The sequence below is a fragment of the Pseudomonas sp. DCB_BI genome (genome assembly GCF_026240995.1).
GTDB lineage: Bacteria > Pseudomonadota > Gammaproteobacteria > Pseudomonadales > Pseudomonadaceae > Aquipseudomonas.
This window is the reverse complement of record NZ_JAPFCG010000028.1, coordinates 39,923-63,682: the sequence shown is the minus strand read 5'-3', so window position 1 is coordinate 63,682 and position 23,760 is coordinate 39,923. Positions and strand designations below refer to the sequence as shown.

Annotated in this window: 22 protein-coding genes; 19 read left to right on the top strand and 3 right to left on the bottom strand. The window is 61.8% G+C overall.

Annotated features, from left to right (window positions below; genetic code table 11):
* Window positions 1–343: 343 nt before the first annotated feature.
* Together OO258_RS24745 and OO258_RS24740 are read right to left on the bottom strand one after the other, a co-directional pair.
* Window positions 344–1,564, bottom strand: a complete 1,221-nt coding sequence (locus OO258_RS24745; protein ID WP_266033829.1) for a CaiB/BaiF CoA transferase family protein — start codon at window positions 1,562–1,564, stop codon at window positions 344–346.
* Window positions 1,565–1,578: 14 nt separating this feature from the next.
* Complete coding sequence (locus tag OO258_RS24740; RefSeq protein WP_110743591.1) at window positions 1,579–2,760, bottom strand: acyl-CoA dehydrogenase; 1,182 nt, start codon at window positions 2,758–2,760, stop codon at window positions 1,579–1,581.
* A 161-nt stretch (window positions 2,761–2,921) separates the two neighbouring features.
* Here OO258_RS24740 and OO258_RS24735 point away from each other — a divergent pair, with 161 nt between their 5' ends.
* The 10 genes from OO258_RS24735 (at window position 2,922) to OO258_RS24690 (ending at window position 12,724) form a co-directional block, all read left to right on the top strand.
* Entirely contained in the window at window positions 2,922–3,821 is a 900-nt protein-coding gene (locus tag OO258_RS24735; RefSeq protein WP_266033825.1) for a LysR family transcriptional regulator, read from the top strand.
* A gap of 435 nt (window positions 3,822–4,256) precedes the next feature.
* A complete protein-coding gene (locus OO258_RS24730) occupies window positions 4,257–5,378 on the top strand; it encodes a Re/Si-specific NAD(P)(+) transhydrogenase subunit alpha (RefSeq protein WP_266033823.1) in 1,122 nt (373 codons plus the stop codon).
* A gap of 11 nt (window positions 5,379–5,389) precedes the next feature.
* Complete coding sequence (locus tag OO258_RS24725) at window positions 5,390–5,704, top strand: NAD(P) transhydrogenase subunit alpha (protein WP_003256966.1); 315 nt, start codon at window positions 5,390–5,392, stop codon at window positions 5,702–5,704.
* A 2-nt stretch (window positions 5,705–5,706) separates the two neighbouring features.
* The gene (locus tag OO258_RS24720) at window positions 5,707–7,143 is read left to right on the top strand and encodes an NAD(P)(+) transhydrogenase (Re/Si-specific) subunit beta (protein ID WP_266033819.1); all 1,437 of its coding nucleotides are present in this window, start codon (window positions 5,707–5,709) and stop codon (window positions 7,141–7,143) included.
* Between the two features lie 184 nt (window positions 7,144–7,327).
* Window positions 7,328–8,821 carry an acetyl-CoA hydrolase/transferase family protein gene (locus tag OO258_RS24715; protein WP_110743588.1) on the top strand — a complete coding sequence of 498 codons (1,494 nt, stop codon included), beginning with the start codon at window positions 7,328–7,330 and terminating at the stop codon, window positions 8,819–8,821.
* A 372-nt stretch (window positions 8,822–9,193) separates the two neighbouring features.
* Window positions 9,194–9,409 (top strand): DUF1127 domain-containing protein, encoded by a 216-nt coding sequence (locus tag OO258_RS24710; protein ID WP_003256968.1) that lies wholly within the window; start codon window positions 9,194–9,196, stop codon window positions 9,407–9,409.
* A gap of 305 nt (window positions 9,410–9,714) precedes the next feature.
* Complete coding sequence (locus tag OO258_RS24705) at window positions 9,715–10,032, top strand: DUF2388 domain-containing protein (RefSeq protein WP_201204206.1); 318 nt, start codon at window positions 9,715–9,717, stop codon at window positions 10,030–10,032.
* A gap of 89 nt (window positions 10,033–10,121) precedes the next feature.
* A complete protein-coding gene (locus OO258_RS24700; protein WP_266033806.1) occupies window positions 10,122–10,415 on the top strand; it encodes a DUF2388 domain-containing protein in 294 nt (97 codons plus the stop codon).
* Between the two features lie 36 nt (window positions 10,416–10,451).
* A complete protein-coding gene (locus OO258_RS24695) occupies window positions 10,452–10,772 on the top strand; it encodes a DUF2388 domain-containing protein (RefSeq protein ID WP_266033804.1) in 321 nt (106 codons plus the stop codon).
* Window positions 10,769–12,724: a DUF4105 domain-containing protein gene (locus OO258_RS24690; protein WP_266033801.1), complete on the top strand. Its 1,956-nt coding sequence runs from the start codon at window positions 10,769–10,771 to the stop codon at window positions 12,722–12,724. The genes OO258_RS24695 and OO258_RS24690 overlap by 4 nt, the downstream gene beginning before the upstream one ends.
* Window positions 12,725–12,763: 39 nt before the next feature.
* Here the strand turns inward: OO258_RS24690 and OO258_RS24685 are convergent, their stop codons facing one another.
* The gene (locus OO258_RS24685) at window positions 12,764–13,165 is read right to left on the bottom strand and encodes a GFA family protein (RefSeq protein WP_266033799.1); all 402 of its coding nucleotides are present in this window, start codon (window positions 13,163–13,165) and stop codon (window positions 12,764–12,766) included.
* A gap of 266 nt (window positions 13,166–13,431) precedes the next feature.
* Here OO258_RS24685 and OO258_RS24680 point away from each other — a divergent pair, with 266 nt between their 5' ends.
* The 9 genes from OO258_RS24680 (at window position 13,432) to OO258_RS24640 (ending at window position 23,707) form a co-directional block, all read left to right on the top strand.
* Entirely contained in the window at window positions 13,432–14,742 is a 1,311-nt protein-coding gene (locus OO258_RS24680) for a CitMHS family transporter (RefSeq protein WP_266033797.1), read from the top strand.
* A gap of 69 nt (window positions 14,743–14,811) precedes the next feature.
* Complete coding sequence (locus OO258_RS24675) at window positions 14,812–15,582, top strand: TerC family protein (RefSeq protein ID WP_110743581.1); 771 nt, start codon at window positions 14,812–14,814, stop codon at window positions 15,580–15,582.
* Window positions 15,583–15,851: 269 nt separating this feature from the next.
* On the top strand, window positions 15,852–17,510 hold the full coding sequence (locus tag OO258_RS24670) for a Na/Pi cotransporter family protein (RefSeq protein WP_110743580.1): 1,659 nt from the start codon (window positions 15,852–15,854) through the stop codon (window positions 17,508–17,510).
* Window positions 17,511–17,540: 30 nt separating this feature from the next.
* A complete protein-coding gene (locus tag OO258_RS24665; RefSeq protein WP_266033794.1) occupies window positions 17,541–18,947 on the top strand; it encodes a M16 family metallopeptidase in 1,407 nt (468 codons plus the stop codon).
* 145 nt (window positions 18,948–19,092) lie between these two features.
* Window positions 19,093–20,115, top strand: coding sequence for a DUF5924 family protein (locus OO258_RS24660; protein ID WP_110743578.1), 1,023 nt, complete (start codon window positions 19,093–19,095; stop codon window positions 20,113–20,115).
* 114 nt (window positions 20,116–20,229) lie between these two features.
* On the top strand, window positions 20,230–21,363 hold the full coding sequence (locus OO258_RS24655) for an ABC transporter permease (protein WP_266033792.1): 1,134 nt from the start codon (window positions 20,230–20,232) through the stop codon (window positions 21,361–21,363).
* The gene (locus OO258_RS24650) at window positions 21,360–22,151 is read left to right on the top strand and encodes an ABC transporter ATP-binding protein (protein ID WP_266033789.1); all 792 of its coding nucleotides are present in this window, start codon (window positions 21,360–21,362) and stop codon (window positions 22,149–22,151) included. The genes OO258_RS24655 and OO258_RS24650 overlap by 4 nt, the downstream gene beginning before the upstream one ends.
* Before the next feature lie 3 nt (window positions 22,152–22,154).
* Window positions 22,155–23,093, top strand: a complete 939-nt coding sequence (locus OO258_RS24645) for an MlaD family protein (RefSeq protein ID WP_266033786.1) — start codon at window positions 22,155–22,157, stop codon at window positions 23,091–23,093.
* The gene (locus OO258_RS24640; RefSeq protein ID WP_266033783.1) at window positions 23,090–23,707 is read left to right on the top strand and encodes an ABC-type transport auxiliary lipoprotein family protein; all 618 of its coding nucleotides are present in this window, start codon (window positions 23,090–23,092) and stop codon (window positions 23,705–23,707) included. The genes OO258_RS24645 and OO258_RS24640 overlap by 4 nt, the downstream gene beginning before the upstream one ends.
* Window positions 23,708–23,760: the final 53 nt, after the last annotated feature.

Here is a 23,760-nt window from a genome sequence, read left to right as displayed (position 1 = left end):
AGCGTTTATTTTGAAGTTTTTTGCGAGAAACTCGTTTAGCTTCAAACACTTGACTCACTGCGATCTCTCGTAGCGGGAGGCGAATCATACAGCACTTGAAAGCGCTGTCAACCATCATCTCAACCGCTGGCGATCAGTAGATCGTAGCCCTTACAGCACCTTCCGAATCGCCTAACTCATTGAATCTCAAGGAGTTTGTCGTTCCGTTGTCGCTGGAAGTGGGGCGCATTATAAGGGGATTCGAAGGCCCGTCAACCTTTAATTTCAACAAACCTTCAGATCCCTGAAAAAGCAAAGCGGGGAGGCCTGACGGCCTCCCCGCTTTCAATAGACGCTGAAGCCTCTACAGCACACCATTACCGCGCAAGCGCTGCACCTCGCTCGCATCCAACCCTAGCACTTCCTCCAGCACAAGCTCCGTATGCTCACCCAGCAGCGGCGGCGCACGACGATACTCCACCGGCGTCTCCGACAAGCGTATCGGGCTGGCCACCTGTGGGACGCTACCCGCCAACGGATGCGGCATCATTACTGCCAAACCACGCGCCACTACCTGAGGGTCCTCGAACATCTGCGCCAGGTCATTGATAGGCCCGCACGGCACCCCGGCCGCCTCCAACTGGCTCACCCACTCCGCCGTGGTCTTGAACACCGTGGCCTGACGAATCAAAGGAATCAACTCGACCCGATTGGCCACGCGCAACTTATTAGTGGCAAAGCGCGGGTCGTCCGCCCATTGGGGTTGCCCGGCCACCTCGGCGAACTTGCGGAACTGGCTGTCGTTGCCCACGGTAAGAATGAAGTCACCATCCGCCGTCGGGAAATCCTGGTAGGGCACGATATTAGGGTGCGCATTGCCCAGCCGCCGTGGCGCAGCCCCCGTGGTCAGATAGTTCATTGCCTGGTTCGCCAGGCAAGCCACTTGCACATCGAGCAACGCCATGTCGACATGCTGGCCGACGCCAGTCTGATCCCGGTGCGCAAGGGCGGCGAGCATGGCGACCGTCGAATAGAGCCCGGTGAGAATGTCAGTAAGCGCCACCCCCACTTTCACCGGCCCAGCACCTTCTTCACCCTCCGGGCGGCCGGTCAGGCTCATCAGCCCACCCAACCCCTGAATCATGAAGTCATAGCCAGCACGCCTGGCATAGGGGCCGGTCTGACCAAAGCCTGTGATGGAGCAATAGATAAGCCGTGGATTGACCGCTTTCAGGCTCGGGTAGTCCAGTCCATACGCCGCCAGCCCCCCCACCTTGAAGTTCTCGATGACGATATCGCACTTTGCCGCCAGCTCGCGCACCAGGCGCTGCCCCTCGGGCTGGGTGAAATCGATGGTCACCGAGCGCTTGTTGCGGTTGGCCGACAGGTAATAGGCCGCCTCACTTGTATTCTCACCCTCGGCATCCTTGAGGAAGGGCGGCCCCCATGAACGCGTGTCGTCGCCGCTGCCCGGGCGCTCGACCTTGATCACGTCAGCACCGAGGTCAGCGAGAATCTGGCCAGACCACGGGCCGGCCAACACGCGCGAAAGGTCCAGCACCCGCAGATGTGAAAGCGCGCCCATGGGCTGGCTCCTTATCAATAGAAGGCCTGGATACCGGTCTGTGCACGCCCCAGGATTAGCGCATGCACGTCATGGGTACCCTCATAGGTGTTGACCACCTCCAGGTTCACCAAGTGACGGGCCACGCCAAATTCGTCGGAGATACCGTTGCCGCCCAGCATGTCACGCGCCATGCGGGCGATATCCAGCGCCTTGCCGCAGGAGTTGCGCTTCATGATCGACGTGATCTCCACCGCAGCCGTACCTTCGTCCTTCATACGCCCCAGGCGCAGGCAGCCCTGCAGCGCCAGGGTGATTTCGGTCTGCATGTCGGCAAGCTTCTTCTGGATCAGCTGGTTGGCGGCCAGCGGGCGGCCGAACTGCTGACGGTCCAGGGTGTACTGGCGGGCGGTGTGCCAGCAAGCTTCAGCGGCACCTAGCGCCCCCCAGGAAATACCGTAACGAGCCGAGTTCAGGCAGGTGAATGGGCCTTTCAGACCACGCACATCCGGGAATATGTTCTCTTCCGGCACGAATACGTTGTCCATCACGATTTCGCCGGTGATAGAAGCGCGTAGGCCGACCTTGCCGTGAATCGCCGGGGCACTCAGACCTTGCCAACCCTTCTCCAGGACGAAGCCGCGAATGTCACCCGCATCATCCTTGGCCCAGACAACGAAGACATCGGCGATCGGGCTATTGGTGATCCACATCTTGCTGCCGGTCAAGCGATAGCCACCGTCGACTTTCCTGGCACGGGTAATCATCGAACCCGGGTCGGAGCCATGGTTGGGCTCGGTCAGGCCGAAGCAACCGATCCACTCGCCACTCGCCAGCTTGGGGAGGTACTTCTGCTTTTGTGCCTCTGTGCCAAATTCATTGATCGGCACCATTACCAGCGACGACTGCACGCTCATCATCGATCGATACCCCGAGTCGATACGCTCCACTTCGCGGGCAATAAGGCCATAGCACACATAGTTCAGGCCACTGCCGCCGTACTGCTCGGGAATGGTAGCCCCCAGCAGACCGACGTCACCCATCTCGCGGAAGATCGCCGGGTCGGTCTGCTCGTGACGAAACGCTTCGAGCACGCGCGGGGCCAGCTTGTCCTGGGCGAACTGATAAGCGCTGTCACGCACCATGCGCTCTTCTTCAGTGAGCTGCTGATCCAGCAGCAGCGGGTCGATCCAGTTAAAGCTTGCTTTAGCGGCCATGAGCGAAATCCTCGGAATAGGGTGCAGTTTCTCGTGCCTTTGAGCCTAGGCCTGATCGGCCGCCGGGACAAACGAGTATTGCGCACCAATCAGTGATAATTCCTCACTTCGTAGATCGAAAAACCGCCATACTGAACGCCTTACAAGTGAGGTAGATGTACATGCGTCGCAAGATCCCCAGTACAACTGCCCTGGTTTGCTTCGAAGCGGCAGCGCGCCACGAGAGCTTCACGAAGGCTGCTCAGGAGCTTGCGCTGACCCAGGGCGCCGTTTGTCGGCAGATCGGTGGCCTGGAAGCCTTCCTCAATGTGGAACTGTTCCGTCGCTCGCGCCGCGGCGTAAAGCTGACCGAAGCCGGCCTCTCTTACAGCCGCCAGGTCGCCGCCCAACTGGACGCCGTGGAGCGCGATACGCTATCCGTGATGCGCCAACAGGGCGCCAACGTGATCGAACTGGCAGTGGTGCCTACATTTGGTACCCAATGGCTGCTTCCTCGGCTCAAGGACTTCCAGCAGCGGCACCCCGATGTCACGGTCAACCTCACCAACCGCACTCGGCCATTCCTGTTTGCCGACACCACCTTCGATGCCGCCATCTATTTTGGTGACGCTGACTGGTCCGGCACCCAGTCGCACCGCCTGATGGGGGAAAACCCGGTCCCCGTCTGCAGCCCAGCGCTGCTAGCCGGGCAGGGCACCCTCGAAGCAGAGCGCATCGCCCAGCTACCCCTGCTGCAGCAAAGCACGCGCCCCTACGCCTGGCGACAATGGTTCGCCAGCACAGGCATAAATGTGGAGTGCGACATGACAGGCCCCCGCTATGAACTATTCTCGATGCTCGCCCAAGCAGCCATGCACGAGATGGGCATAGCCCTGATACCGCCGTTCCTGATCCAGCGCGAGTTGCAGGAGGGTAGGTTGGTGGTCGCTAACAGATACGCCCTGAGTAGCGACAAGGCCTACTATCTGATGATCCCAGAGCGCAAGGTGGAATCTGCCTCGTTGCGCGCTTTCCGCGACTGGCTGCTAAGCCAAGCCCAGGCGTACAGCGCGCAAGCGTGATCAAGATCGATAACCTGACTCCGTAGTCAATAATTTTAAACACCTACAGATATATGTATCTGTCGCATATACGTAAACTGTTACGTAAGCCCAAAAATACCCTTTAACCCTCATGACTGCGCGGCTTTGCGGGTTATTTAGCGACATTCAGCAAGTCGAAAGCGAATTGACCGAAATTTTTTGATTTTTTCTCCTAATCTGCCAATAGCCCATGATTGACGGGCTGCAGCCATGTAGCTGCGACACGCGGTCACAGGGTGACTTGTAGTTTTGACTTCGTTTCGCTCCAGAACCGGTTGAAGGCCCCTGGCTTCGTCTGCAAAATGCTTCGCCCGCCCGGGATCCGGCGGGATGGCGCTCCACTGCCGCCCCAGCACACCATCCGCAGTGCGCTGGCTTTTACAAAGACAAAAGGTCACCGCAGGAGAAATAGTCGTGCACATTGGTGTTCCTCTCGAGACGCAGACCGGTGAGACAAGGGTCGCTGCGACCCCCGAAACCATCAAGAAACTGATTGGCCAAGGCCATCAGGTCACCGTCCAACGTGGGGCAGGTCTCAACGCCGCCATTCCGGACAGTGCCTATGAGGCCGTGGGTGCTTCCTTGGGGAGCGCAGCCGATGCCTACGGCGCCCAATTGGTCCTCAAGGTGGTCGCTCCCAACGACCAGGAACTGGCGCTGATCAACAGCGGCAGCCTTCTGGTGGGCATGCTCAACCCGTTCAACAACGAACTGATCGGCAAGATGGCCGAACGCGGCATTACCGCCTTCGCCCTTGAAGCGGCGCCGCGTACCTCCCGGGCACAGAGCCTGGACGTGCTGTCTTCGCAGGCAAACATCGCGGGTTACAAGGCGGTCTTGCTGGCTGCGCATCACTACCCACGCTTCATGCCCATGCTGATGACCGCCGCCGGCACCGTTAAGGCTGCGCGCGTGCTGATCCTGGGCGCAGGCGTTGCCGGCCTGCAGGCCATCGCTACGGCCAAGCGCCTGGGTGCGGTGATCGAAGCGTCCGACGTACGTCCGGCAGTGAAGGAGCAGATCGAGTCGCTGGGCGCCAAGTTCATCGACGTGCCCTACGAAACCGACGAGGAGCGCGAATGCGCTGAGGGCGTCGGCGGCTATGCCCGGCCCATGCCAGCCAGCTGGATGCAACGCCAGGCCCAGGCCGTCCACGAGCGCGCCAAGCAGGCCGATATCGTCATCACCACCGCGCTGATCCCCGGGCGCAAAGCACCGACCCTGCTTAGCGCCGAAACCGTGGCGCAGATGAAGCCAGGCTCGGTGGTCATCGACCTGGCTGCAGCCCAAGGCGGCAACTGCCCGCTGACTGTCGCGGACCAGGTGGTGCAGGCAAATGGCGTGACCATCGTTGGGCCGACCAATTTGCCAGCCCAAGTAGGCGCCGATGCCTCGGCCCTGTATGCACGCAACCTGCTGGACTTCATGAAGCTGCTGTTCGACAAGGACGGCGCACTGGTCATCAACCTCGAAGACGACATCGTCGCGGCCTGCCTGATGTGCCGCGATGGGCAGGTCGTCCGCAAGAACGGCTAAGGAGCACGACAATGGAAGACATGCTGATTTCCCATGGCATCTACAACCTGATCATCTTCGTGCTGGCCATCTATGTGGGCTACCACGTGGTGTGGAACGTGACCCCGGCGCTGCACACACCGCTGATGGCAGTCACCAACGCCATCTCGGCCATCGTCATCGTCGGCGCCATGCTCGCTGCAGCCCTGACCGTGACCCCGGCCGGCAAGCTGATGGGCACCCTGGCGGTGGCACTGGCGGCGGTCAACGTGTTTGGTGGCTTCCTGGTCACACGCCGGATGCTTGAAATGTTCAAGAAGAAAACCAAGAACGAGGCGCAGAAGTAAGCATGAGCATGAATCTGGTAACGCTCCTCTACCTCGTCGCCTCGGTATGCTTCATCCAGGCGCTCAAGGGCCTGTCGCACCCGACCACCTCGCGGCGCGGTAACCTGTTCGGCATGATCGGCATGGGCCTGGCCATCCTCACCACGGTGGGCCTCATCTATAAGCTGGGGGCTGAGCTTGCCACCGCCGGCATCGGCTACGTCATCGTCGGCCTGCTGGTCGGCGGCACCGCCGGTTCGATCATGGCCAAGCGCGTCGAGATGACCAAGATGCCCGAGCTGGTCGCCTTCATGCACAGCATGATCGGCCTGGCCGCGGTATTCATCGCCATTGCAGCCGTGCTCGAGCCGCAGTCGATGGGCATCGTCGCTTCCATCAGTGACCCGATCCCCACCGGTAACCGCTTGGAGCTGTTCCTCGGCGCAGCCATTGGTGCCATTACCTTCTCGGGTTCGGTAATCGCCTTTGGCAAGCTGTCGGGCAAGTACAAGTTCCGCCTTTTCCAGGGTGCACCGGTACAGTTCGCTGGCCAGCACAAGTTGAACCTGATCCTGGGCCTGACCACCATCGCCCTGGGCCTGCTGTTCACCTTCACGGGTCACTACAGTGCATTCACCCTGATGCTGGCCCTGGCCTTCATCATGGGCGTGCTGATCATCATCCCGATCGGCGGCGCCGACATGCCGGTGGTGGTATCGATGCTCAACAGCTACTCGGGCTGGGCAGCGGCCGGTATCGGTTTCTCGCTGAACAACTCGATGCTGATCATTGCGGGTTCCCTGGTAGGTTCGTCCGGTGCCATCCTCTCGTACATCATGTGCAAGGCGATGAACCGGTCGTTCTTCAACGTCATCCTCGGCGGCTTTGGCGGCGATACCGACGCCGGCGCGGCGCAAGGTTCACAAGAGCAGCGCCCGGTGAAGTCCGGGTCGGCCGACGACGCCACCTTCCTGCTGAGCAACGCCGACAGCGTGATCATCGTCCCTGGCTACGGCCTGGCGGTCGCTCGCGCCCAGCACGCACTGAAGGAGCTTACCGAGAAGCTGACCCACAACGGTGTGACCGTTAAATACGCGATCCACCCGGTGGCGGGGCGTATGCCTGGGCACATGAACGTACTGCTGGCCGAGGCCGAGGTGCCGTATGACCAGGTGTTCGAGATGGAAGACATCAACGCCGAGTTCGGCCAAGCTGACGTAGTACTGGTGTTGGGCGCCAACGACGTGGTCAACCCGGCGGCGAAGAACGATCCAAAGTCGCCGATCGCCGGCATGCCAATCCTCGAAGCGTTCAAGGCCAAGACCATCATCGTCAACAAACGCTCGATGGCCAGCGGCTATGCAGGCCTGGACAACGAGTTGTTCTACCTGGACAAAACCATGATGGTGTTCGGTGACGCCAAGAAGGTCATTGAGGACATGGTCAAGGCAGTGGAGTAAAACCTCTCTGCAAACCAGCTGATATAAAGGAAGCCCCGGTCAGAATCTGCCGGGGCTTTTCTTTTATTGATCCGGATCAACGGCTCTATTTCGAGGCTTCTCATACGACCATGGTCGCGGGACGGCAATGGGCGAAATCTCTAGACTGCGCGGCAGTAGTTTCAGTAGCCCGAGATAACAATCCATGTACCGTGATCGTATCCGCTTGTCCTCCCTGCACAGCAAGGTAATGAGTGCGGCTGATGCCGCTGGTCTGATCGAGGACGGCATGACCGTCGGCATGAGCGGTTTCACTCGCGCCGGCGAAGCCAAGGCCGTACCGCATGCACTGGCCGAACGTGCCAAGCAGTCGCCACTGAAAATCAGCCTGATGACCGGCGCCAGCCTGGGTAACGACCTCGACAAGCAGCTGACCGAGGCCGGTGTATTGGCCCGCCGCATGCCGTTCCAGGTCGACAGCACCCTGCGCAAGGCCATCAACGACGGCCAAGTGATGTTCATCGACCAGCACCTGTCGGAAACCGTCGAGCAGCTGCGCAACCAGCAGCTGAAGCTGCCTGACATCGCGGTCATCGAAGCGGTGGCCATCACCGAGCAGGGCCACATCGTGCCAACCACTTCGGTGGGCAACTCGGCCAGCTTCGCGATCTTCGCCAAGCAAGTGATTGTCGAGATCAACCTCTCGCACAATACCAACCTCGAGGGGCTGCACGACATCTATATCCCGACCTACCGCCCGACCCGCACGCCTATCCCGCTGGTCAAGGTCGACGACCGCATCGGCAGCACCGCCATCCCGATCGACCCGGCCAAGATTGTCGGTATCGTCATCAGCGACCAGCCGGACTCACCGTCCACCGTACTGCCGCCGGATGACGAAACCCAGGGCATCGCCGACCACCTGATCAACTTCCTCAAGAAAGAAGTGGCCGCCGGCCGCATGACCAACAAGCTCGGCCCGCTGCAGGCCGGTATCGGCAGCATCGCCAACGCAGTAATGTGCGGTTTGATCGAGTCCCCCTTCGAAGACCTGACCATGTACTCCGAGGTGCTGCAGGACTCCACCTTCGACCTGATCGACGCCGGCAAGCTGAGCTTCGCATCGGGCAGTTCGATCACCCTGTCGACGCGCCGCAACGCCGATGTCTTTGGCAACCTGGAGCGTTACAAGGACAAGCTGGTATTGCGCCCGCAAGAAATTTCCAACCACCCGGAAGTCGTGCGTCGCTTAGGCATTATCGGTATCAACACTGCACTGGAGTTCGATATCTACGGCAACGTCAACTCCACTCACGTGTGCGGCACCCGAATGATGAACGGCATCGGTGGTTCGGGTGACTTCGCCCGCAATGCCCACTTGGCGGTGTTCGTCACCAAATCGATTGCCAAGGGCGGTGCGATTTCCAGCGTGGTGCCGATGGTCAGCCATGTCGACCACACCGAGCACGACGTGGACATCCTGGTCACCGAGCAAGGCCTGGCTGACCTGCGTGGCCTGGCGCCTCGCGAGCGCGCAAGGGCAATCATCGACAACTGTGTGCACCCAGACTATCGCGCTGCGCTGAACGATTACTTCGATCGCGCCTGCCAGCGTGGCGGCCATACCCCACACATCCTGCGCGAAGCCTTGAGCTGGCACGAAAACCTGGAAGAAACCGGGCGCATGCTGGCAAGCTGATACAGCTGTGGTGCGGAACGCCGGCGCTGCTCCCGGCGTTCCGGCCTTTTCGCGGGCTGGCCCGCGGAAAGGCGTCAACACCAAATCCTTCTATCAAGATACGTTGCGAACAACACGCTGAATAATCTGTTCTACTGTACCGGTCATCTCTCGCTTCCTTCCCTCAAAAATTCGCTTTCTGAGCAAATACGCACCAAACAAGTGCGCACCAGTACAGTTGCGCCTATTTCGAGTGCAACAGTAGGATTACACAGTTAACTGAGCCATCGTCTTTCAACAGAACTGTATCTACTGTTATGGACAAGAGGGGAGGATCATTGGCATCAGTTAAATCACTACCTAATCCCGCCATAAGCGGAAGGATGAAGCATCATGGAACGTACCCTCAGTTCCGGTCTGGTTTTTGAAAGCAACGCCCAGCAATCCAACGCCTCGCTGCCGCTGCGCGCTCTGTCGACCCTGCTGCTGTGGCAGCGCCGTATGGCCAGCCGCCGTCAACTGGCTCGCCTGGACGCCCGCCTGCTGGCCGACGCCGGTATCAGCGAGTCGCAGCGTTACGAAGAGCTGAGCAAGCCTTTCTGGCGCTAAGCACCGGCTTGCCGGCTGCGGCCGGCACCGCGAATTCCAAAAACCCGTTGCAGGAAACTGCAACGGGTTTTTTGTTTCCAGGCCGCATGCCAGAGCTTCTGGGCCAGCAACGTGCACAGTTTTGGTAAAATCAAAAACATAGCGGTACAGTTTGTTGGTGCGCTGTTCATTAACTACCGCAAACACTGGCGCGTGATACGCTTGGCTTAACAGCTTGGTATAAACCACTGTCAAAAGTACCGCGATGCGCTGTGCAAGCGTCCGATAGACAGAACCACCCGCCCATAGTCCAGGAGTCCACCATCATGTCCCGTAAATACCTGATTGGCGCCGCCCTGATGCTGAGCCTGGCTGGCACCGCAAACGCCACCAGCTTCGTTGTCACCACTGACGCTGTCGTAGGCGCAGTAGCCGCGTCCACCGATGCCACTTCCGATGTTTCCTCCTCCTTCCGTGACGACAAGATCGTCCAGGCTGCCCGTGACGACGCCGCCAGCTTCGTTGGCAGCCAGGGCGACATCCGCGGCGCCAAGCTGGAAAGCGCATTCCTGCACATCCGCTCGCAGATGCCAGCCCTGCAGGCCAGCGACGCACAACTGGCCCAGGCCATCCTGGCACTCTGACCCGGCCTGAATAAAGCAGCTGTGCTGGTCTGCACCAGCACAGCCGTACCCGGCACTGCCGCTACTGTCTCCAGCCGTTTATAGAGCCCATGCGTTATCTGTTGTCTCTGCTGCTTTCCCTCGCCTGCGTGGCTAGCGCCCATGCCATGGACACCACCACGCAAGGTCTGGTGATTACCGGCTACGTTACCAGCCAGGTCACCTCCGCCCCGTTCGACCGCAAGCTGGTCCGCCAGGCACGTGACGATGCTGCGGCGTTCGTTGCCAGCGAGGGCCTGATTCGTGGAGCGCGCCTTGAAGCCGCTCTGGAATCATTACGCCACAATTGCACACGGCATGCCGTCGGCGACCTGGAACTGGCACAGGCAATTCTCGTCCAATAACTACCCCTGACTCCCTGTATTTTTCGGAGATGCTCCATGCGTAAACCGCTGATTGCCGCTACCCTCGGCATGCTGCTGCTGGCTGACCTGGCCCAGGCACAGACTCTGGTGGCCACCAGCAACATCATCGTGCGTGCCTTTGGCCGCTCGATCGACTTCACCTCGGACACCACTACTTCGATCCGCGACTCCAAAGTGGTACGTGAGGCCCATGACGACGCCGCCAGTTTCGTCGCCAGCAACGGGGATATCCGGGGCGCGCAACTCGAGGCCGCTTTCAACACTCTGCGCGAGCGCGTACCGCAAGCGCGCGGCGCAAGCGACCAGGTACTGGCCGAAGCCATCCTCGCACTGTGAAGCGCATACGCGCCTGGCTGCTCGGCTGCGCCCTGACGTTGCTCGGCACGCCCGCCTTGGCCGACCTGCAGCTTGAGCTGCAGGCGTCCGGCCTCGACCCGCAACAAACCCAAGCTACCCAGGCCTTGCTCGACGAGGCCATGGGCAAGCTACCCCCACGCTTCAAACAACAGCTGGACCGCCGCGTGCGGGTCAGCTGGAGTGACAACATGCCGGCCGACGCCTATGGCCAGGCCTCGCTGGTGTCCACCCTTGAGCTCAACCGCCGCCTGCTCCCCAGCCTCACCGACGGCAGCGCCGCCCAAGAGCGCACCAGCCGCCCGCATGGCACAGTGCGCGAGGAGTTGCTGGCCACCGTGTTGCACGAGCTCACCCATATCTATGACCGTGCCCGCCTGTGGCCGAGCGCCGAAAAGTCGCTGATCGCCCGCTGCAAACGCCAGCAAGGCACGCTGGGCAAGGTCGGTCTGCCAGAGGAATGCCGTGGCCAGGCAGAGCGCCGCTTCACCCTCAGCGACGACCCGCGCCTGCTCGACCTGGCTGGCTGGCAGCAGTACGTCGGCCGGCGCGGCGAGCGTGAGCAGCACAACGGCCAGTTCGTGCGCAGCCCCGACAGCTACGAGTTGAGCAGCCCCAAGGAATACATCGCGGTCAATATGGAGTATTTCCTCCTCGACCCGAGCTATGGCTGCCGCCGCCCGGCACTGAACCAATACCTGCGCGAACACTTCGGCTGGGTACCGCAACAGGACACCTGTGCCAAGGGCCTGCCGTTCATCAACGCCGGCAGCGACTTCGCGCGCCAACCGCTGGGCGAGATAGACCCCGAACGGGTCTATGAAGTGGATTACCTGCTGGCCGAGGCCAACCAGAACCTGGTCAGCCGCTGGGGCCACAGCATGCTCCGCCTGGTCATCTGCAAGCCGGGCCGCCCTCGCGGGCCGGATTGCCGCCTGGACCTCGACCAGAGCCTGGTGCTGTCGTACCGCGCCTTCGTGAACGACGTACAACTGTCCAGCTGGGATGGCCTGGTCGGCGTTTACCCATCGCGGTTGTTCGTACTGCCGCTGGGTCAGGTGATCGACGAATACACCAAGACCGAACTGCGCAGCCTGGCGTCGGTCCCGTTGAAGCTCAACCGCGAAGAAATCGAGAACCTGGTGCGCCAGGCTGCGGAGATGCACTGGAGCTATGACGGCAACTACTGGTTCCTGTCCAACAACTGTGCGGTGGAATCGCTGAAGCTGCTGCGCAGCGGCACCGCCAACCCACAGCTGAACGACCTCGACAGCATCATGCCGAACGGCTTGCTGGCCGTGCTCAAGGGGAGGGGGCTGGCCGATACCAGCGTGCTCGATAACCCGCGCGAGGCGCTGCGCCTGGGTTACCGTTTTGACTCCTACCGCGAGCGCTACCAGGCCATGTTCGAGGTGCTGCGCAAGCAATTGCCGATCGAACAGGCACAAGTGGAGGACTGGCTGGCCCTGGATGCCGAACAACGCCGGCCCTGGTTCGCCAAGGCCGACCTGCGCACCAGCGCTGCCTTGTTGCTGCTCGAACAGGCCAGCTTGCGACGGCAACTGCTGCTGGCCCAGGACGAGGTCAAGCAACGCTACCTGAACGCCGCCGCGCTGAAGGACGGCAGCATCAACAAGGCCGATTCGACGCTCAAGCAGATGCTCGCCAACAGCGGTTTTCTCAGCCGGCCGGCAGAGTTGCTGGATGCCAAGGGCTATGGCCTGCCACAGCTGGAGGAGCGCAAGCACCTGGAGCAGGAGAGCACCGAGCGGCAGGCACAGCTGTTGCGCTTGAGTACCAGCCTGGACAAAGAGGTGAGGGCGCTGCTGGAGCCTTCGCGGGCCAAAGCAATTGCTGCGGTCGAGGCTAACGTGAAACAGATCGGCGAGCATCTGCGAGCGCTGCACAAGGCTGCGGGCGGCCTGCAATTATGATGACTGGTGCATCGAACCTGTCGCGCCGCAAGGCCGCTCCTACGACGCCTCTCCAGCGTCCGAAGGCAAGCCCTCGTCCAGTTGCAACCAAGGCAACCGGCTAGCCACCCAGATATGCCGGTTGGCCCGCACCCGCTCCGGGTGGTCAAGCGTGGCCACCGTTACATCGATCGTCTGCGGGCTGTGGGTGGTCACCAGCGCCACATGCGCCCCACACTGCCCACAGAAGAAGCGGCTGCAACTGGCCGGCGCCAGGTAGCAGCTGGGCTCACCCGCCAGCCACTGGAAGCCAGAGCGGGGCAGGGTGAGCCATGTCACCACCAGCCCGCCGCTAACCCGCCGGCAAATCGAGCAATGGCAGTGGGCGATGTCCGTCAGGTCACCCTCCAGCCGATAACGCAAGGCGCCACAATGGCAGCCACCCTCGGTTACATCCTGCATCACCTACCTCTCGTCGCCTTTGCATTGGCGAAAGCTGGCTGAAAGCTTGCCCTCATAGGATAGGCCCACCACCGGCACAAGACCGGTCAGCCAGGGCACCCGGTAAAAACCGCGCCCGGCCCAATCAACAACAACAATGGTGATTCTGATGTATTCCTGTGCCCGCCTTCCTGCAGTACCCCTCCGCATGCTCCCCGCGCAGCGCCATACGCGCTGATCCGCCCGAATCGACGTTCCTTTCGTAGCGCCACGCCTGGAGTATTGCCATGCTGACCTTCCTCGGCTTTGCCATGGTCATCACCTTCATGTACCTGATCATGACCAAGCGCCTGTCGGCCTTGATCGCGTTGATCCTGGTACCGATCCTGTTCGCCCTGTTCGGTGGTTTTTCCGCCAAGATCGGCCCGATGATGCTCGAAGGCATCAGCAAGCTTGCGCCAACCGGCGTGATGCTGATGTTCGCCATCCTGTACTTTGCCCTGATGATCGACTCCGGCCTGTTCGACCCGGCCGTGCGCAAGATCCTCAAGCTGGTCAAGGGTGACCCGCTCAAAGTCTCGGTCGGTACCGCCGTGCTGGCCTTGGTGGTCTCGCTCGACGGTGACGGCGCCACCACCTACATGATCTGCTGCGCCGCCATGCTGCCGATGTACAGCCGCCTGGGCATGAGCCCGCGGATCATGGCCGGCCTGATCATCCTCGCCGGTGGGGTGATGAACATGACCCCATGGGGTGGCCCGACCGCCCGTGCCGCCAGCGCCCTGCATGTCGACCCGTCGGACATCTTCGTGCCGATGATCCCGGCCATGCTGTTCGGCGTGCTGGCGATCCTGGCCATCGCCTATATGTACGGCAAGCGCGAGCGTGTCCGCCTTGGCGAGCTGCACCTGCCTACCGACGACATCGACCATAGCGAAGTCAGCGTGTCGCAGTACCCGGAAGCGCGCCGGCCCAAGCTGCTGTACTTCAACGGCGCGCTCACCGCCGCCCTGATGGTTGCCCTCATCGCCGGCGTATTGCCGCTGCCGGTGTTGTTCATGATCGCCTTCAGCATCGCCATGATCGTCAACTATCCGTGCCTGCAGCAACAGAAGGATCGCATCGCCGCCCACGCCGGCAGCGTGCTGGCCGTGACCGGGCTGATCTTTGCCGCCGGCATCTTCACCGGCATCCTGTCGGGTACCGGCATGGTCGATGCCATGTCCAAGAGCCTGCTGGCGGTGATCCCCGAGGCACTGGGCCCGTACCTGGCAGTCATCACCGCGATCGTGAGCATGCCGTTCACATTCTTCATGTCCAACGACGCGTTCTACTACGGCGTGCTGCCGGTGCTGGCCGAAGCCGCCAGCCACTACGGTATCAGCCCGGTCGAAATGGCCCGAGCCTCGATCGTTGGCCAGCCGGTACACCTGCTGAGCCCGCTGGTGCCATCCACTTACCTGCTGGTGGCCCTGGCGGGTATCGAATTCGGCGATCATCAACGCTTCACCCTGAAGTGGGCAGTGCTGGTCTGCCTGTGCATAATGTTCGCCGCGCTGCTGATGGGGATTTTCCCGTTGTTCAGTAGTCTTCAATAAGTACGAATTACCCTACCGCGACGCGCCCTTGGTTTGGGCCCGTCGCCTTTACCGTTCAAAGGAAAAAACATGGAATGGCTGACCAGCCCGGAAATCTGGGTTGCCTTTTTTACCCTTACCGCGCTTGAGATCGTCCTTGGGATCGACAACATCATCATGATCTCGATCCTGGTCAGCCGCATGCCCAAGCACATGCAGCCGCGCACCCGGATCTTCGGCCTGGCCCTGGCGATGGTCACCCGCATCATGCTGCTGCTTTCGATCACCTGGGTCATGCGCCTTACCGCCGACCTGTTCGTGGTATTCGGCCAGGGCATATCCGGGCGGGACCTGATCTTGTTCTTTGGTGGCCTGTTCTTGCTGTGGAAAAGCTCGCAGGAGATCTACCACGGCCTGGAAGGCGAAGACGAAAGCTCCGACGAGCCGAAAGGCGCAGGTGGCAAGTTCTTCTACACCATCATCCAGATCGCGATTATCGATATCGTGTTCTCGCTGGACTCGGTGATCACTGCGGTGGGCATGGTTTCCCACGTGCCGGTGATGATCGCCGCCATCGTCGTTGCCGTGCTGGTGATGATGCTGTGCGCGGGCGCCATCAGTAACTTCATCGACAAGCACCCGTCGCTGAAGATGCTTGCACTGTCGTTCCTGATCGTGGTCGGTACCGTGCTGATCGCCGAAGCGTTCGAGGTGCATGTGCCGAAGGGCTACGTGTATTTCGCCATGGCTTTCTCGCTGGCGGTAGAAGCTATCAACATCCGCATGCGTACTGCCCTTGCCCGCAAGGAAGGCAAAGAGCATGAGCCTGTGAAACTGCGCAAGGACATTCCGGGTCAATAGGATCAGGAAGTGCAGGACAGGAAAGGGCCCTTCGGGGCCCTTTTTCATGCCTGCACGCCAGTGCTCGGCCGCTGTTGGAGCCGACTTGCCCGCGAGGTGGAACGCACAGGCAACATTCATCTCCCATGTGTTTCAAATAAATGACCACCATGCGAAGCTGGCGACAGCTGCGCAAAACAACTAAAGCTTTGAGTGAGCACTGAAAATTATTCAAACGCTCACGCTTCTTCCCTTGGCCCGCTGGGCCTGTACAACAGGGGGCCTTCGCCATGCTGACCCTGCTCAACCTGCTCTCGGCCGTGACGCTTCTGGTCTGGGGCACCCATATCGTGCGTACCGGCATCCTTCGGGTATTCGGTTCCGACCTGCGCCGCATCATCAGCCAGAACATGAACAAGCGCCCGCTGGCATTCATCGCGGGTATTCTGGTCACCGCCATGGTTCAGAGCAGCAACGCTACTGCCATGTTGGTCACGTCATTCGTTGGCCAGGGCCTGATGGCCATGACCCCGGCGCTGGCAATCATGCTCGGTGCCGACGTGGGTACAGCGCTCATGGCCAGGGTACTGACCTTCGACTTGTCGTGGCTGTCGCCGCTGTTGATTTTCCTCGGTGTGATCTTCTTTCTCTCTCGCAAGCAGACGAGGGCCGGCCAACTGGGCCGGGTAGGGATAGGCCTGGGGCTGATCATTCTCGCACTGGAGCTGATCGTGCAGTCAGCTGCGCCGATCACTCACGCCCAGGGCGTGAAAGTGCTGTTCGCCTCGCTGACCGGCGACATCATGCTCGACGCACTGGTCGGGGCGATGTTCGCCATGATTTCCTATTCCAGCCTGGCCGCCGTGCTGCTTACCGCAACCCTGGCCGGTGCCGAACTGATCAGCCTGCCGGTGGCGATCGGCCTGGTGGTCGGGGCCAACATCGGCAGCGGCCTACTGGCGTTCATCAGCACCAGCATGCAGAACGCCGCCGGGCGCCGGGTGGCCTTGGGCAGCCTGCTGTACAAGTTGATCGGCCTGGTGCTGATCATTCCGGTACTGCACCCGCTGGTGGAGTGGATGGACTCGCTGAGCTTCAGCCCGCAGGAGCTGGTTATCGGCTTCCACCTGCTCTACAACACCCTGCGCTGTTTGCTGATGCTACCCACGGTCAAACCCATGGGACGGCTGTGCAACAGCCTGTTGCCCGAGCGGGAAGCCGGCAACGGCCAAGTCCGGGCGCGCCACCTCGATGCCTCGGCCCTGCAGACCCCCAGCCTGGCCCTCGCCAATGCCGCCCGCGAAACCCTGCGCCTGGGCGATATCGTCGACAGCCTGCTCGAAGCCATGCTCGGAGCCCTGCGGGGTACCCAGACCGCCCTGCCACAGCAGGTTCGCGCCTTGGGCGAAGACGCCGATGCCTTGTACAGCGCGATCAAACTCTACTTGGCGCAGATGTCCCGTGAAGACCTCGGTGAACAGGACAACCGCCGCTGGGCCGAAATCATCGAGCTGGCAATCAACCTCAAGCTGGCCTGCGACCTGATCGAACGCATGCTGCGCAAGGTCCAGCAGCAGAAAACCAGCCAGCGCCGGGAGTTTTCCCAGGTCGGCCTGGAAGAACTGACCGGCCTGCAGGAACAATTGCTGGCCAACCTGCGCCTGGGGCTGTCGGTATTCCTCAGCGCCGACCCGGAAAGCGCCCGCCTGCTGCTGCGGGAAAAGCGTCGCTTTCGCGCCCAGGAACGGCGCCTGGCGCACGCCCACGTCAGCCGCCTGCAGCGTAAGGTAGTGCAAAGTATCGAAACCAGTTCGCTACACTTGGAGCTCATCGCCGACATGAAACGGTTGAACTCTTTGTTCTGTAGCAGTGCCTATGTGGTACTGGGCGGCTCGGACACCGGCGGGCTGATGCTCGACAGCGTGCCGGATGAAGCCCGCCAGCCGTGATTTTGCCTAGCTAAGGACCCTTGCTCGCCAATGCGTTGCCTGATGTTCGTTTGCCTGCTGATCTGCAGCCTGTCCTCATTGGCCCTCGACCGCTCGCGGGTTGAGGGTTACCTATTGCCCAACGGGCTGCAGGTGATCCTGAAAGACGGCTATGAACGTGACCATGTGGCGATTCGCCTCGTGGTTGGGGTCGGCCTGGACGACTTCGATTGCGAACAGAAAGAGCTGCCACACTTGCTCGAGCACCTGCTGTTCAGCGGCATCGACGAAACTGGCGAGGGTGGCCTGGAAGAACGCCTGCAAGCGCTTGGCGGCGAATGGAACGCCTATACCAGCAGCGCCGACACCACCTTTGTCATCGAGGCCCCGGCGCGCAACCAGCGCAAAGTGCTCGACCTTTTGCTGGCGATTGTCCGTGACACCCGCATCGACGCCAAGGCGCTGGCCACCGCCAAGCGCATCATCGAACGCGAAGATGGCGGCCACTATGGCCACCTGCAGCGCTGGCTGGACCGCCAGGACATCGGGCACCCGGCCAGCGACCAGCTGGCGACCGAGCTGGGCCTTAAGTGCCCGGAACGCTCCAACATCGACGACATGACTCTGGAGCAAGTGCAGGCACTGCGTGATCACTGGTATGCGGCCAACAACATGACCCTGATCATGGTCGGTGGTCTCGACCGCCTGCTGCCGGCCTATCTGGAGCGCACCTTTGGTGAGCTGCCTGCCACCGAACCTGAAGAGCGACGCAGCCTGGAGAGCATCACCCAGCAGGCCGAGCAGCGCCGTGACCTGACCCGCGGCTGGCTGGGTGACAGCGTCAAACTGCACTGGCTGTTCATCGAACCGGTGCTGGACAATGACCACCAAGCCACCCTCGACCTGCTGTCACGCTACCTGGACTGGGCACTGTACGACCAGCTGCGCCTGCGCAATGGCTTGTCCTACGGACCCTCGGTGCAACGTGAAAGCTTTGGCGATACCGGCCTGCTCAGCCTCAATGCCGACCTGGAGCGCGATGACATAGACAAGGCCGTCTCGGCAATGCAGGCGTTGTTCGATCACCTGCGCAAGGAAGGCCTCGATCCGGATACATTCGCTCGCATCAAGGATGCCAGCGTTGCCAAGGAAAGCTGGAGTACCCAGGGCAACAGCGCCTTGGCCGACTATTACTGGGGCGCGCTGAACGACTACACCGATGGGCGCTTTACCAACCCGGTACGCAAGCTGCGCCAGGTCAGCCTGGAGCAGGCCAATCAGGCGTTGAAGGAACTGCTCAAGGAGGAGGGGTATGTACGGATCGAGAAGCCATTGCTCGGCTATGACGAACTGTACGGGCTGGTGGCCTTGCTGGCGGGGCTGATTCTGGCGGCGGGGATGCTGCGTTGGCGGCGGCATGGCCCGCAGCGGCCAAGTGGTGCTACACGGCAGCGGTGAATCGGCGGTATCCTTTTGCCAGTACCGGCCTTTTCGCAGGCACGTCCACGCCCATAAAGGCCGCATCATCGCTGAGCCCTGTGGCAGAAGGCATGCCTGCGTAGAGGCCAGTACCGCCATCTCATCCTTTCTGTTGTAGCCCCCAATGCCCCAAATTCCCCATATCGTCCAGCGCATCATCGAACTGCTCAAACGCTACCCCGGCATCATCGCGCTCGGCGGTTTCCTCTCCGGTATCGGCAGTTTCATCCTGGTCGACCGCCAGGCCGGCCTGGCCAGTTGGGTAGCCGTGCTGATGCTGGTCAGTTGGGTCTGGCTGATGTTGGAGAACACCCTCACCGGCCTCTTCGCACGTACCTTCAACCGCGAAATCCCGCAACCGCTGCTGCGCTACGCAACGCAGATGATTCACCAGGAAACGCTGTTCTTCGTGCTGCCGTTCTTCTTCATCACCACCACCTGGAACAGCGGACAGCTGGTGTTTACCGGCCTGCTCGGTGCCGCCGGCCTGATTTCCATCACCGACCCGCTTTACTACAAATGGCTGGCCCCACGGCGCTGGCTGTTCCTGGCGCTGCACACCCTGACCCTGTTCGCAGCACTGCTGACCGCGCTGCCGATCATCCTCCACCTGACCACCGCGCAAAGCTTCAAGCTGGCGCTGATCGCGGCCATGGCCCTGTCGTTCCCCAGCCTGGCCAGCAGCTTCCCGATCAATACCTGGCGCCGGGGCGTGGCGCTGGTGCTGGTTACCCTGTCGGTCGGGGCCGGTGGCTGGCTGCTGCGCTCCTGGGTGCCGCCGGCAACCCTGTGGATGACCGAGGTGGCGGTCAGTACCGAGGTGCTCAACCGCCAGCCGGGCGATTCGCTGGACGAAATTGCTGCCAGTCGCATCCGCAGCAGCGGCTTGTACGCCTACACCGCGATCAACGCGCCACGCGGCCTGAACGAGCGGATCTACCATGTCTGGCAGAAGGACGGCCAGGAGGTCGACCGCATTGCCCTGGACATCCACGGTGGGCGCAAAGAGGGCTACCGCGCCTGGACCCACAAGCAGAACTTCCCGCCAAACCCGGTGGGCAAGTGGCAGGTGCGGGTACTGACCGAGGATGGGCAGGTGATTGGCGTGCTGCGCTTCAAGGTGGTCGATGATGCCCCGGCGCAGTAATTGACAGGGGGCGCTTTGCGCCCCGATGCCCCCTACACACAGCACATAATCACCAAACAGCCCATGCCCACTGCGCTATGATCAGCCCCTAAGCCTTAGCGCCGAGTCAAATGCATGGAGCCTGTGACCATCCCCAGCGCCACCCTGGACACCAGCAGCCATCCGGCCCGCCTGCGCATCACCGGTGACTGGACCCTGGCGCACTACGCCAGCCTCAAGCGCGAGAGCGAGCAGCTGCGTTCGCAGTACACTGCCGACACCGTCGCCGACCTAAGCCAACTGGGCCGCCTGGATACCGCCGGCGCTTCGCTTCTGGCCGAACTGCTCGGCTCCGAGCGCCTGTCACGCTGCACCCAAGAACTGCCCGAAGCCAGCCGCGCGCTGCTGAAGAATGTCTACTGCTCGGTCCAGGACTACTGCATTCCGGTCAAGGAGCCCGAGCGCAACGTGCTGCTGTTGCTGCTGGAGCGCATCGGTTGCGCCGTCGGTACACTGTGGCAAGACAGCATGCAGCTGCTCGGCTTCATCGGTGTAATCCTCGAAACCTTGCTGCGCCGCGCCATCCAGCCCCATCGTTGGCGCATCACCCCAGTAGTTGCGCACATCGAACAGACCGGCCTGGATGCGGCACCTATCGTCGCCTTGCTGACCTTCCTGGTGGGCGCAGTGGTGGCGTTTCTGGGGGCTACGGTGCTGGCCGACTTCGGCGCGACCATTTTCACCGTCGACCTGGTGGCATTTTCGTTCCTGCGCGAATTCGCCGTGCTGCTGACCGCCATTCTCATGGCTGGCCGCACTGCCAGCGCCTTTACCGCACAGATCGGCTCGATGAAGGCCAACGAAGAAATCGACGCCATCCGCACCCTGGGCCTCAACCCCATGGAACTGCTGGTGGTTCCCCGGGTTCTGGCCCTGCTCATTTCGCTGCCGTTGCTCACCTTTGTCGCAATGATCTGCGGCATCGTTGGCGGTGCGGTGGTGTGCGCCCTGACGCTAGATATCTCGCCGGCCATGTTCCTGTCGCTGCTGCAAAGCGACATCGGCGTACAGCACTTCCTGGTGGGCCTGGCCAAGGCACCGTTCTTTGCCTTCCTTATCGCCGCCATCGGCTGCCTTGAAGGCTTCAAGGTCAGCGGCAGTGCCGAATCGGTGGGGGCACACACCACCTCGGCGGTGGTGCAGTCGATATTCGTGGTCATTGTGCTGGATGCGGTGGCTGCCCTGTTCTGCATGGAGATGGGCTGGTGAATGGTAAAGAGCGCGTGATCGAAGCACGCGGCATCTGCAACCGCTTCGGCCGCCAGGTGGTGCATGAAAACCTCGACCTGGACTTGTACCGCGGCGAGATTCTCGCTGTGGTGGGCGGCTCGGGCAGCGGCAAGTCGGTGCTGCTGCGCAGCATCATCGGCCTGCGCCGGCCCAACGAAGGGCAGATCACGGTATTGGGCCAGGACCTGGCCGGCCTGCGCGAAGACCAGCGCTCGCTGGTCGAGCGGCGCTTTGGCGTACTGTTCCAGAAGGGCGCGCTGTTCTCTTCCCTGACCGTCACCGAAAACGTGGCCCTGCCGCTGATCGAGCACGCCGGCTTGTCCCGTGCCGACGCCGAACACCTGGCCGGGGTAAAGCTGGCACTCGCCGGGCTACCGATCTCAGCCGCCGACAAATACCCGGCCTCGCTGTCAGGGGGCATGATCAAACGCGCCGCGCTGGCGCGCGCACTCGCCCTGGACCCGGACATCCTGTTCCTCGACGAGCCGACCGCAGGCCTGGACCCGATCGGTGCCGCCGCGTTCGACCAGCTGATCCTGACCCTGCGTGACGCCTTGGGCCTGTCGGTGTTCCTGATCACCCACGACCTGGACACCTTGTACACCATCACCGACCGCATCGCCGTGCTGTCGCAGAAAAAGGTCCTGGTGGCCGGCCCCCTGGCCGAGGTCGAGCAGACCAACGACGCCTGGATCCAAGAATACTTTCACGGCCCACGCGGGCGCGCTGCCGAACGGGCCGCCACACGCATCGGGCAGGAGCGCTGAACAATGGAAACCCGAGCCCATCACGTTCTTATCGGCCTGGTCACCGTTCTGGTGGTGGCCGGCGCCATGCTGTTCGGCCTATGGCTGACCAAGTCCAGCGTCGATGACGCCTTCAAGGATTACGAAGTGGTGTTCAACGAGGCGGTATCCGGCCTGTCCCGGGGTAGCCCGGTGCAGTACAACGGCATCAAGGTGGGCGACGTCTCCACCCTGCGCCTGGACCCGAAAGACCCGCGCCGGGTACTGGCTCGTGTGCGCCTGAGCGGCGATACCCCGGTGAAGGAAGACACCCAGGCCAAGCTGACCCTGGCTGGGGTGACCGGTAACTCGTTCATCCAGCTCAGCGGCGGTACCCCGCAAAGCCCCGAGCTGAAAGGCAAGGATGGCAAGCTGCCATTGATCATCGCCTCGCCATCGCCCATCTCGCGCCTGCTCAACGACAGCAGCGACCTGGTCACCAACATCAACCTGCTGCTGCACAACGCCAACCAGATGTTCTCCGAGGACAACATCGGCCACCTCAGCAACACCCTGGCCAACCTCGACAAGACTACCGGCGCCTTTGCCGGCGAGCACGGCAGTATCGCCGCGGCTATCGAACAACTGGTACAGGTAGGCAAGCAGGCCAGTGCCACCCTGGCCGAAACCCAGACACTGATGCGCAATGCCAACGGCCTGTTGGGCACCCAGGGCAAGCAAGCCATCGGCAGCGCAGAGCAGGCCATGCAGTCGCTGGCCGAAAGCACTGCGACCATCAATAGCCTGCTCAAAGACAACAGCGACGCCATCGGTGACGGCGCCCAGGGCCTGAACCAGCTGACCCCGGCCATCCGCGAGCTGCGCGAAACCCTCAACGCCCTCAAAGGTATCTCCCGGCAACTGGAAGCCGACCCCAGCGGCTACCTGCTCGGTCGCGACAACAACAAGGAGTTCCAGCCATGAAACCGTCGCTGCGCCTGCTGGCCCTCGCGGCCGCGCTGAGCCTTGCCAGTGCCTGTTCGATCCTGCCCAAGAGCGAACCTGTCGACCTGTACCGCCTGCCAGTCAACCAGGCCAGCCGTGCAGCAGCGCCGCTGGACTGGTCGCTGCGCCTGAACAAGCCCTTGGCCAGCGAAGTGCTGGCAGGGCCACGGATAGCCGTGATTCCCCAAGGCGATGTGGTCAGCAGCTACAAGGGCGCGCGCTGGAGCGATGCGGTACCGATACTGCTGCGCAACCGCCTGCTCGATGGCTTCCAGCGTGACGGCCAGGTGCAGCGCCTGAGCGCCGATGACAGCAACCTGCAGGCTGACTACGAACTGGCGGGAGAACTGCAGGCCTTCCAGACGGAATACCGTGCAGGCGGGGCGGTGGAGGTGGTGATCCGCTATGACGCACGGCTGGTACAGGGCCGGACCCAGCGCATTCTTGCCAGCAAACGCTTCGAGATCCGCCAGCCGCTGGCAGACAAGCAGGTGTCAGCGGTGGTAGCCGGGTTTGGCCAGGCCTGTGACCAGCTGACCGGGCAGGTGGTGAGGTGGACCATCGCCCAGGCGAGCAGCGTTCCCGCTGGCTAAGCTCCTGATAGGGGGGAGGGCTGCCCCTCCCACCGGGTTGCACAGGCCCAAGA

Excerpts from the sequence above, each read along its gene's own strand:
- OO258_RS24695 (WP_266033804.1), top strand. The coding sequence starts at position 10,452 with ATGCGTAAACCGCTGATTGCCGCTACCCTCGGCATGCTGCTGCTGGCT.
- OO258_RS24715 (WP_110743588.1), top strand. The coding sequence starts at position 7,328 with ATGTACCGTGATCGTATCCGCTTGTCCTCCCTGCACAGCAAGGTAATG.
- OO258_RS24660 (WP_110743578.1), top strand. The coding sequence starts at position 19,093 with ATGCCCCAAATTCCCCATATCGTCCAGCGCATCATCGAACTGCTCAAA.
- OO258_RS24645 (WP_266033786.1), top strand. The coding sequence starts at position 22,155 with ATGGAAACCCGAGCCCATCACGTTCTTATCGGCCTGGTCACCGTTCTG.
- OO258_RS24700 (WP_266033806.1), top strand. The coding sequence starts at position 10,122 with ATGCGTTATCTGTTGTCTCTGCTGCTTTCCCTCGCCTGCGTGGCTAGC.
- OO258_RS24720 (WP_266033819.1), top strand. The coding sequence starts at position 5,707 with ATGAGCATGAATCTGGTAACGCTCCTCTACCTCGTCGCCTCGGTATGC.
- OO258_RS24680 (WP_266033797.1), top strand. The coding sequence starts at position 13,432 with ATGCTGACCTTCCTCGGCTTTGCCATGGTCATCACCTTCATGTACCTG.
- OO258_RS24675 (WP_110743581.1), top strand. The coding sequence starts at position 14,812 with ATGGAATGGCTGACCAGCCCGGAAATCTGGGTTGCCTTTTTTACCCTT.
- OO258_RS24735 (WP_266033825.1), top strand. The coding sequence starts at position 2,922 with ATGCGTCGCAAGATCCCCAGTACAACTGCCCTGGTTTGCTTCGAAGCG.
- OO258_RS24705 (WP_201204206.1), top strand. The coding sequence starts at position 9,715 with ATGTCCCGTAAATACCTGATTGGCGCCGCCCTGATGCTGAGCCTGGCT.
- OO258_RS24665 (WP_266033794.1), top strand. The coding sequence starts at position 17,541 with ATGCGTTGCCTGATGTTCGTTTGCCTGCTGATCTGCAGCCTGTCCTCA.
- OO258_RS24640 (WP_266033783.1), top strand. The coding sequence starts at position 23,090 with ATGAAACCGTCGCTGCGCCTGCTGGCCCTCGCGGCCGCGCTGAGCCTT.
- OO258_RS24685 (WP_266033799.1), bottom strand. The coding sequence starts at position 13,165 with ATGCAGGATGTAACCGAGGGTGGCTGCCATTGTGGCGCCTTGCGTTAT.
- OO258_RS24745 (WP_266033829.1), bottom strand. The coding sequence starts at position 1,564 with ATGGGCGCGCTTTCACATCTGCGGGTGCTGGACCTTTCGCGCGTGTTG.
- OO258_RS24710 (WP_003256968.1), top strand. The coding sequence starts at position 9,194 with ATGGAACGTACCCTCAGTTCCGGTCTGGTTTTTGAAAGCAACGCCCAG.
- OO258_RS24655 (WP_266033792.1), top strand. The coding sequence starts at position 20,230 with ATGGAGCCTGTGACCATCCCCAGCGCCACCCTGGACACCAGCAGCCAT.
- OO258_RS24740 (WP_110743591.1), bottom strand. The coding sequence starts at position 2,760 with ATGGCCGCTAAAGCAAGCTTTAACTGGATCGACCCGCTGCTGCTGGAT.
- OO258_RS24670 (WP_110743580.1), top strand. The coding sequence starts at position 15,852 with ATGCTGACCCTGCTCAACCTGCTCTCGGCCGTGACGCTTCTGGTCTGG.
- OO258_RS24725 (WP_003256966.1), top strand. The coding sequence starts at position 5,390 with ATGGAAGACATGCTGATTTCCCATGGCATCTACAACCTGATCATCTTC.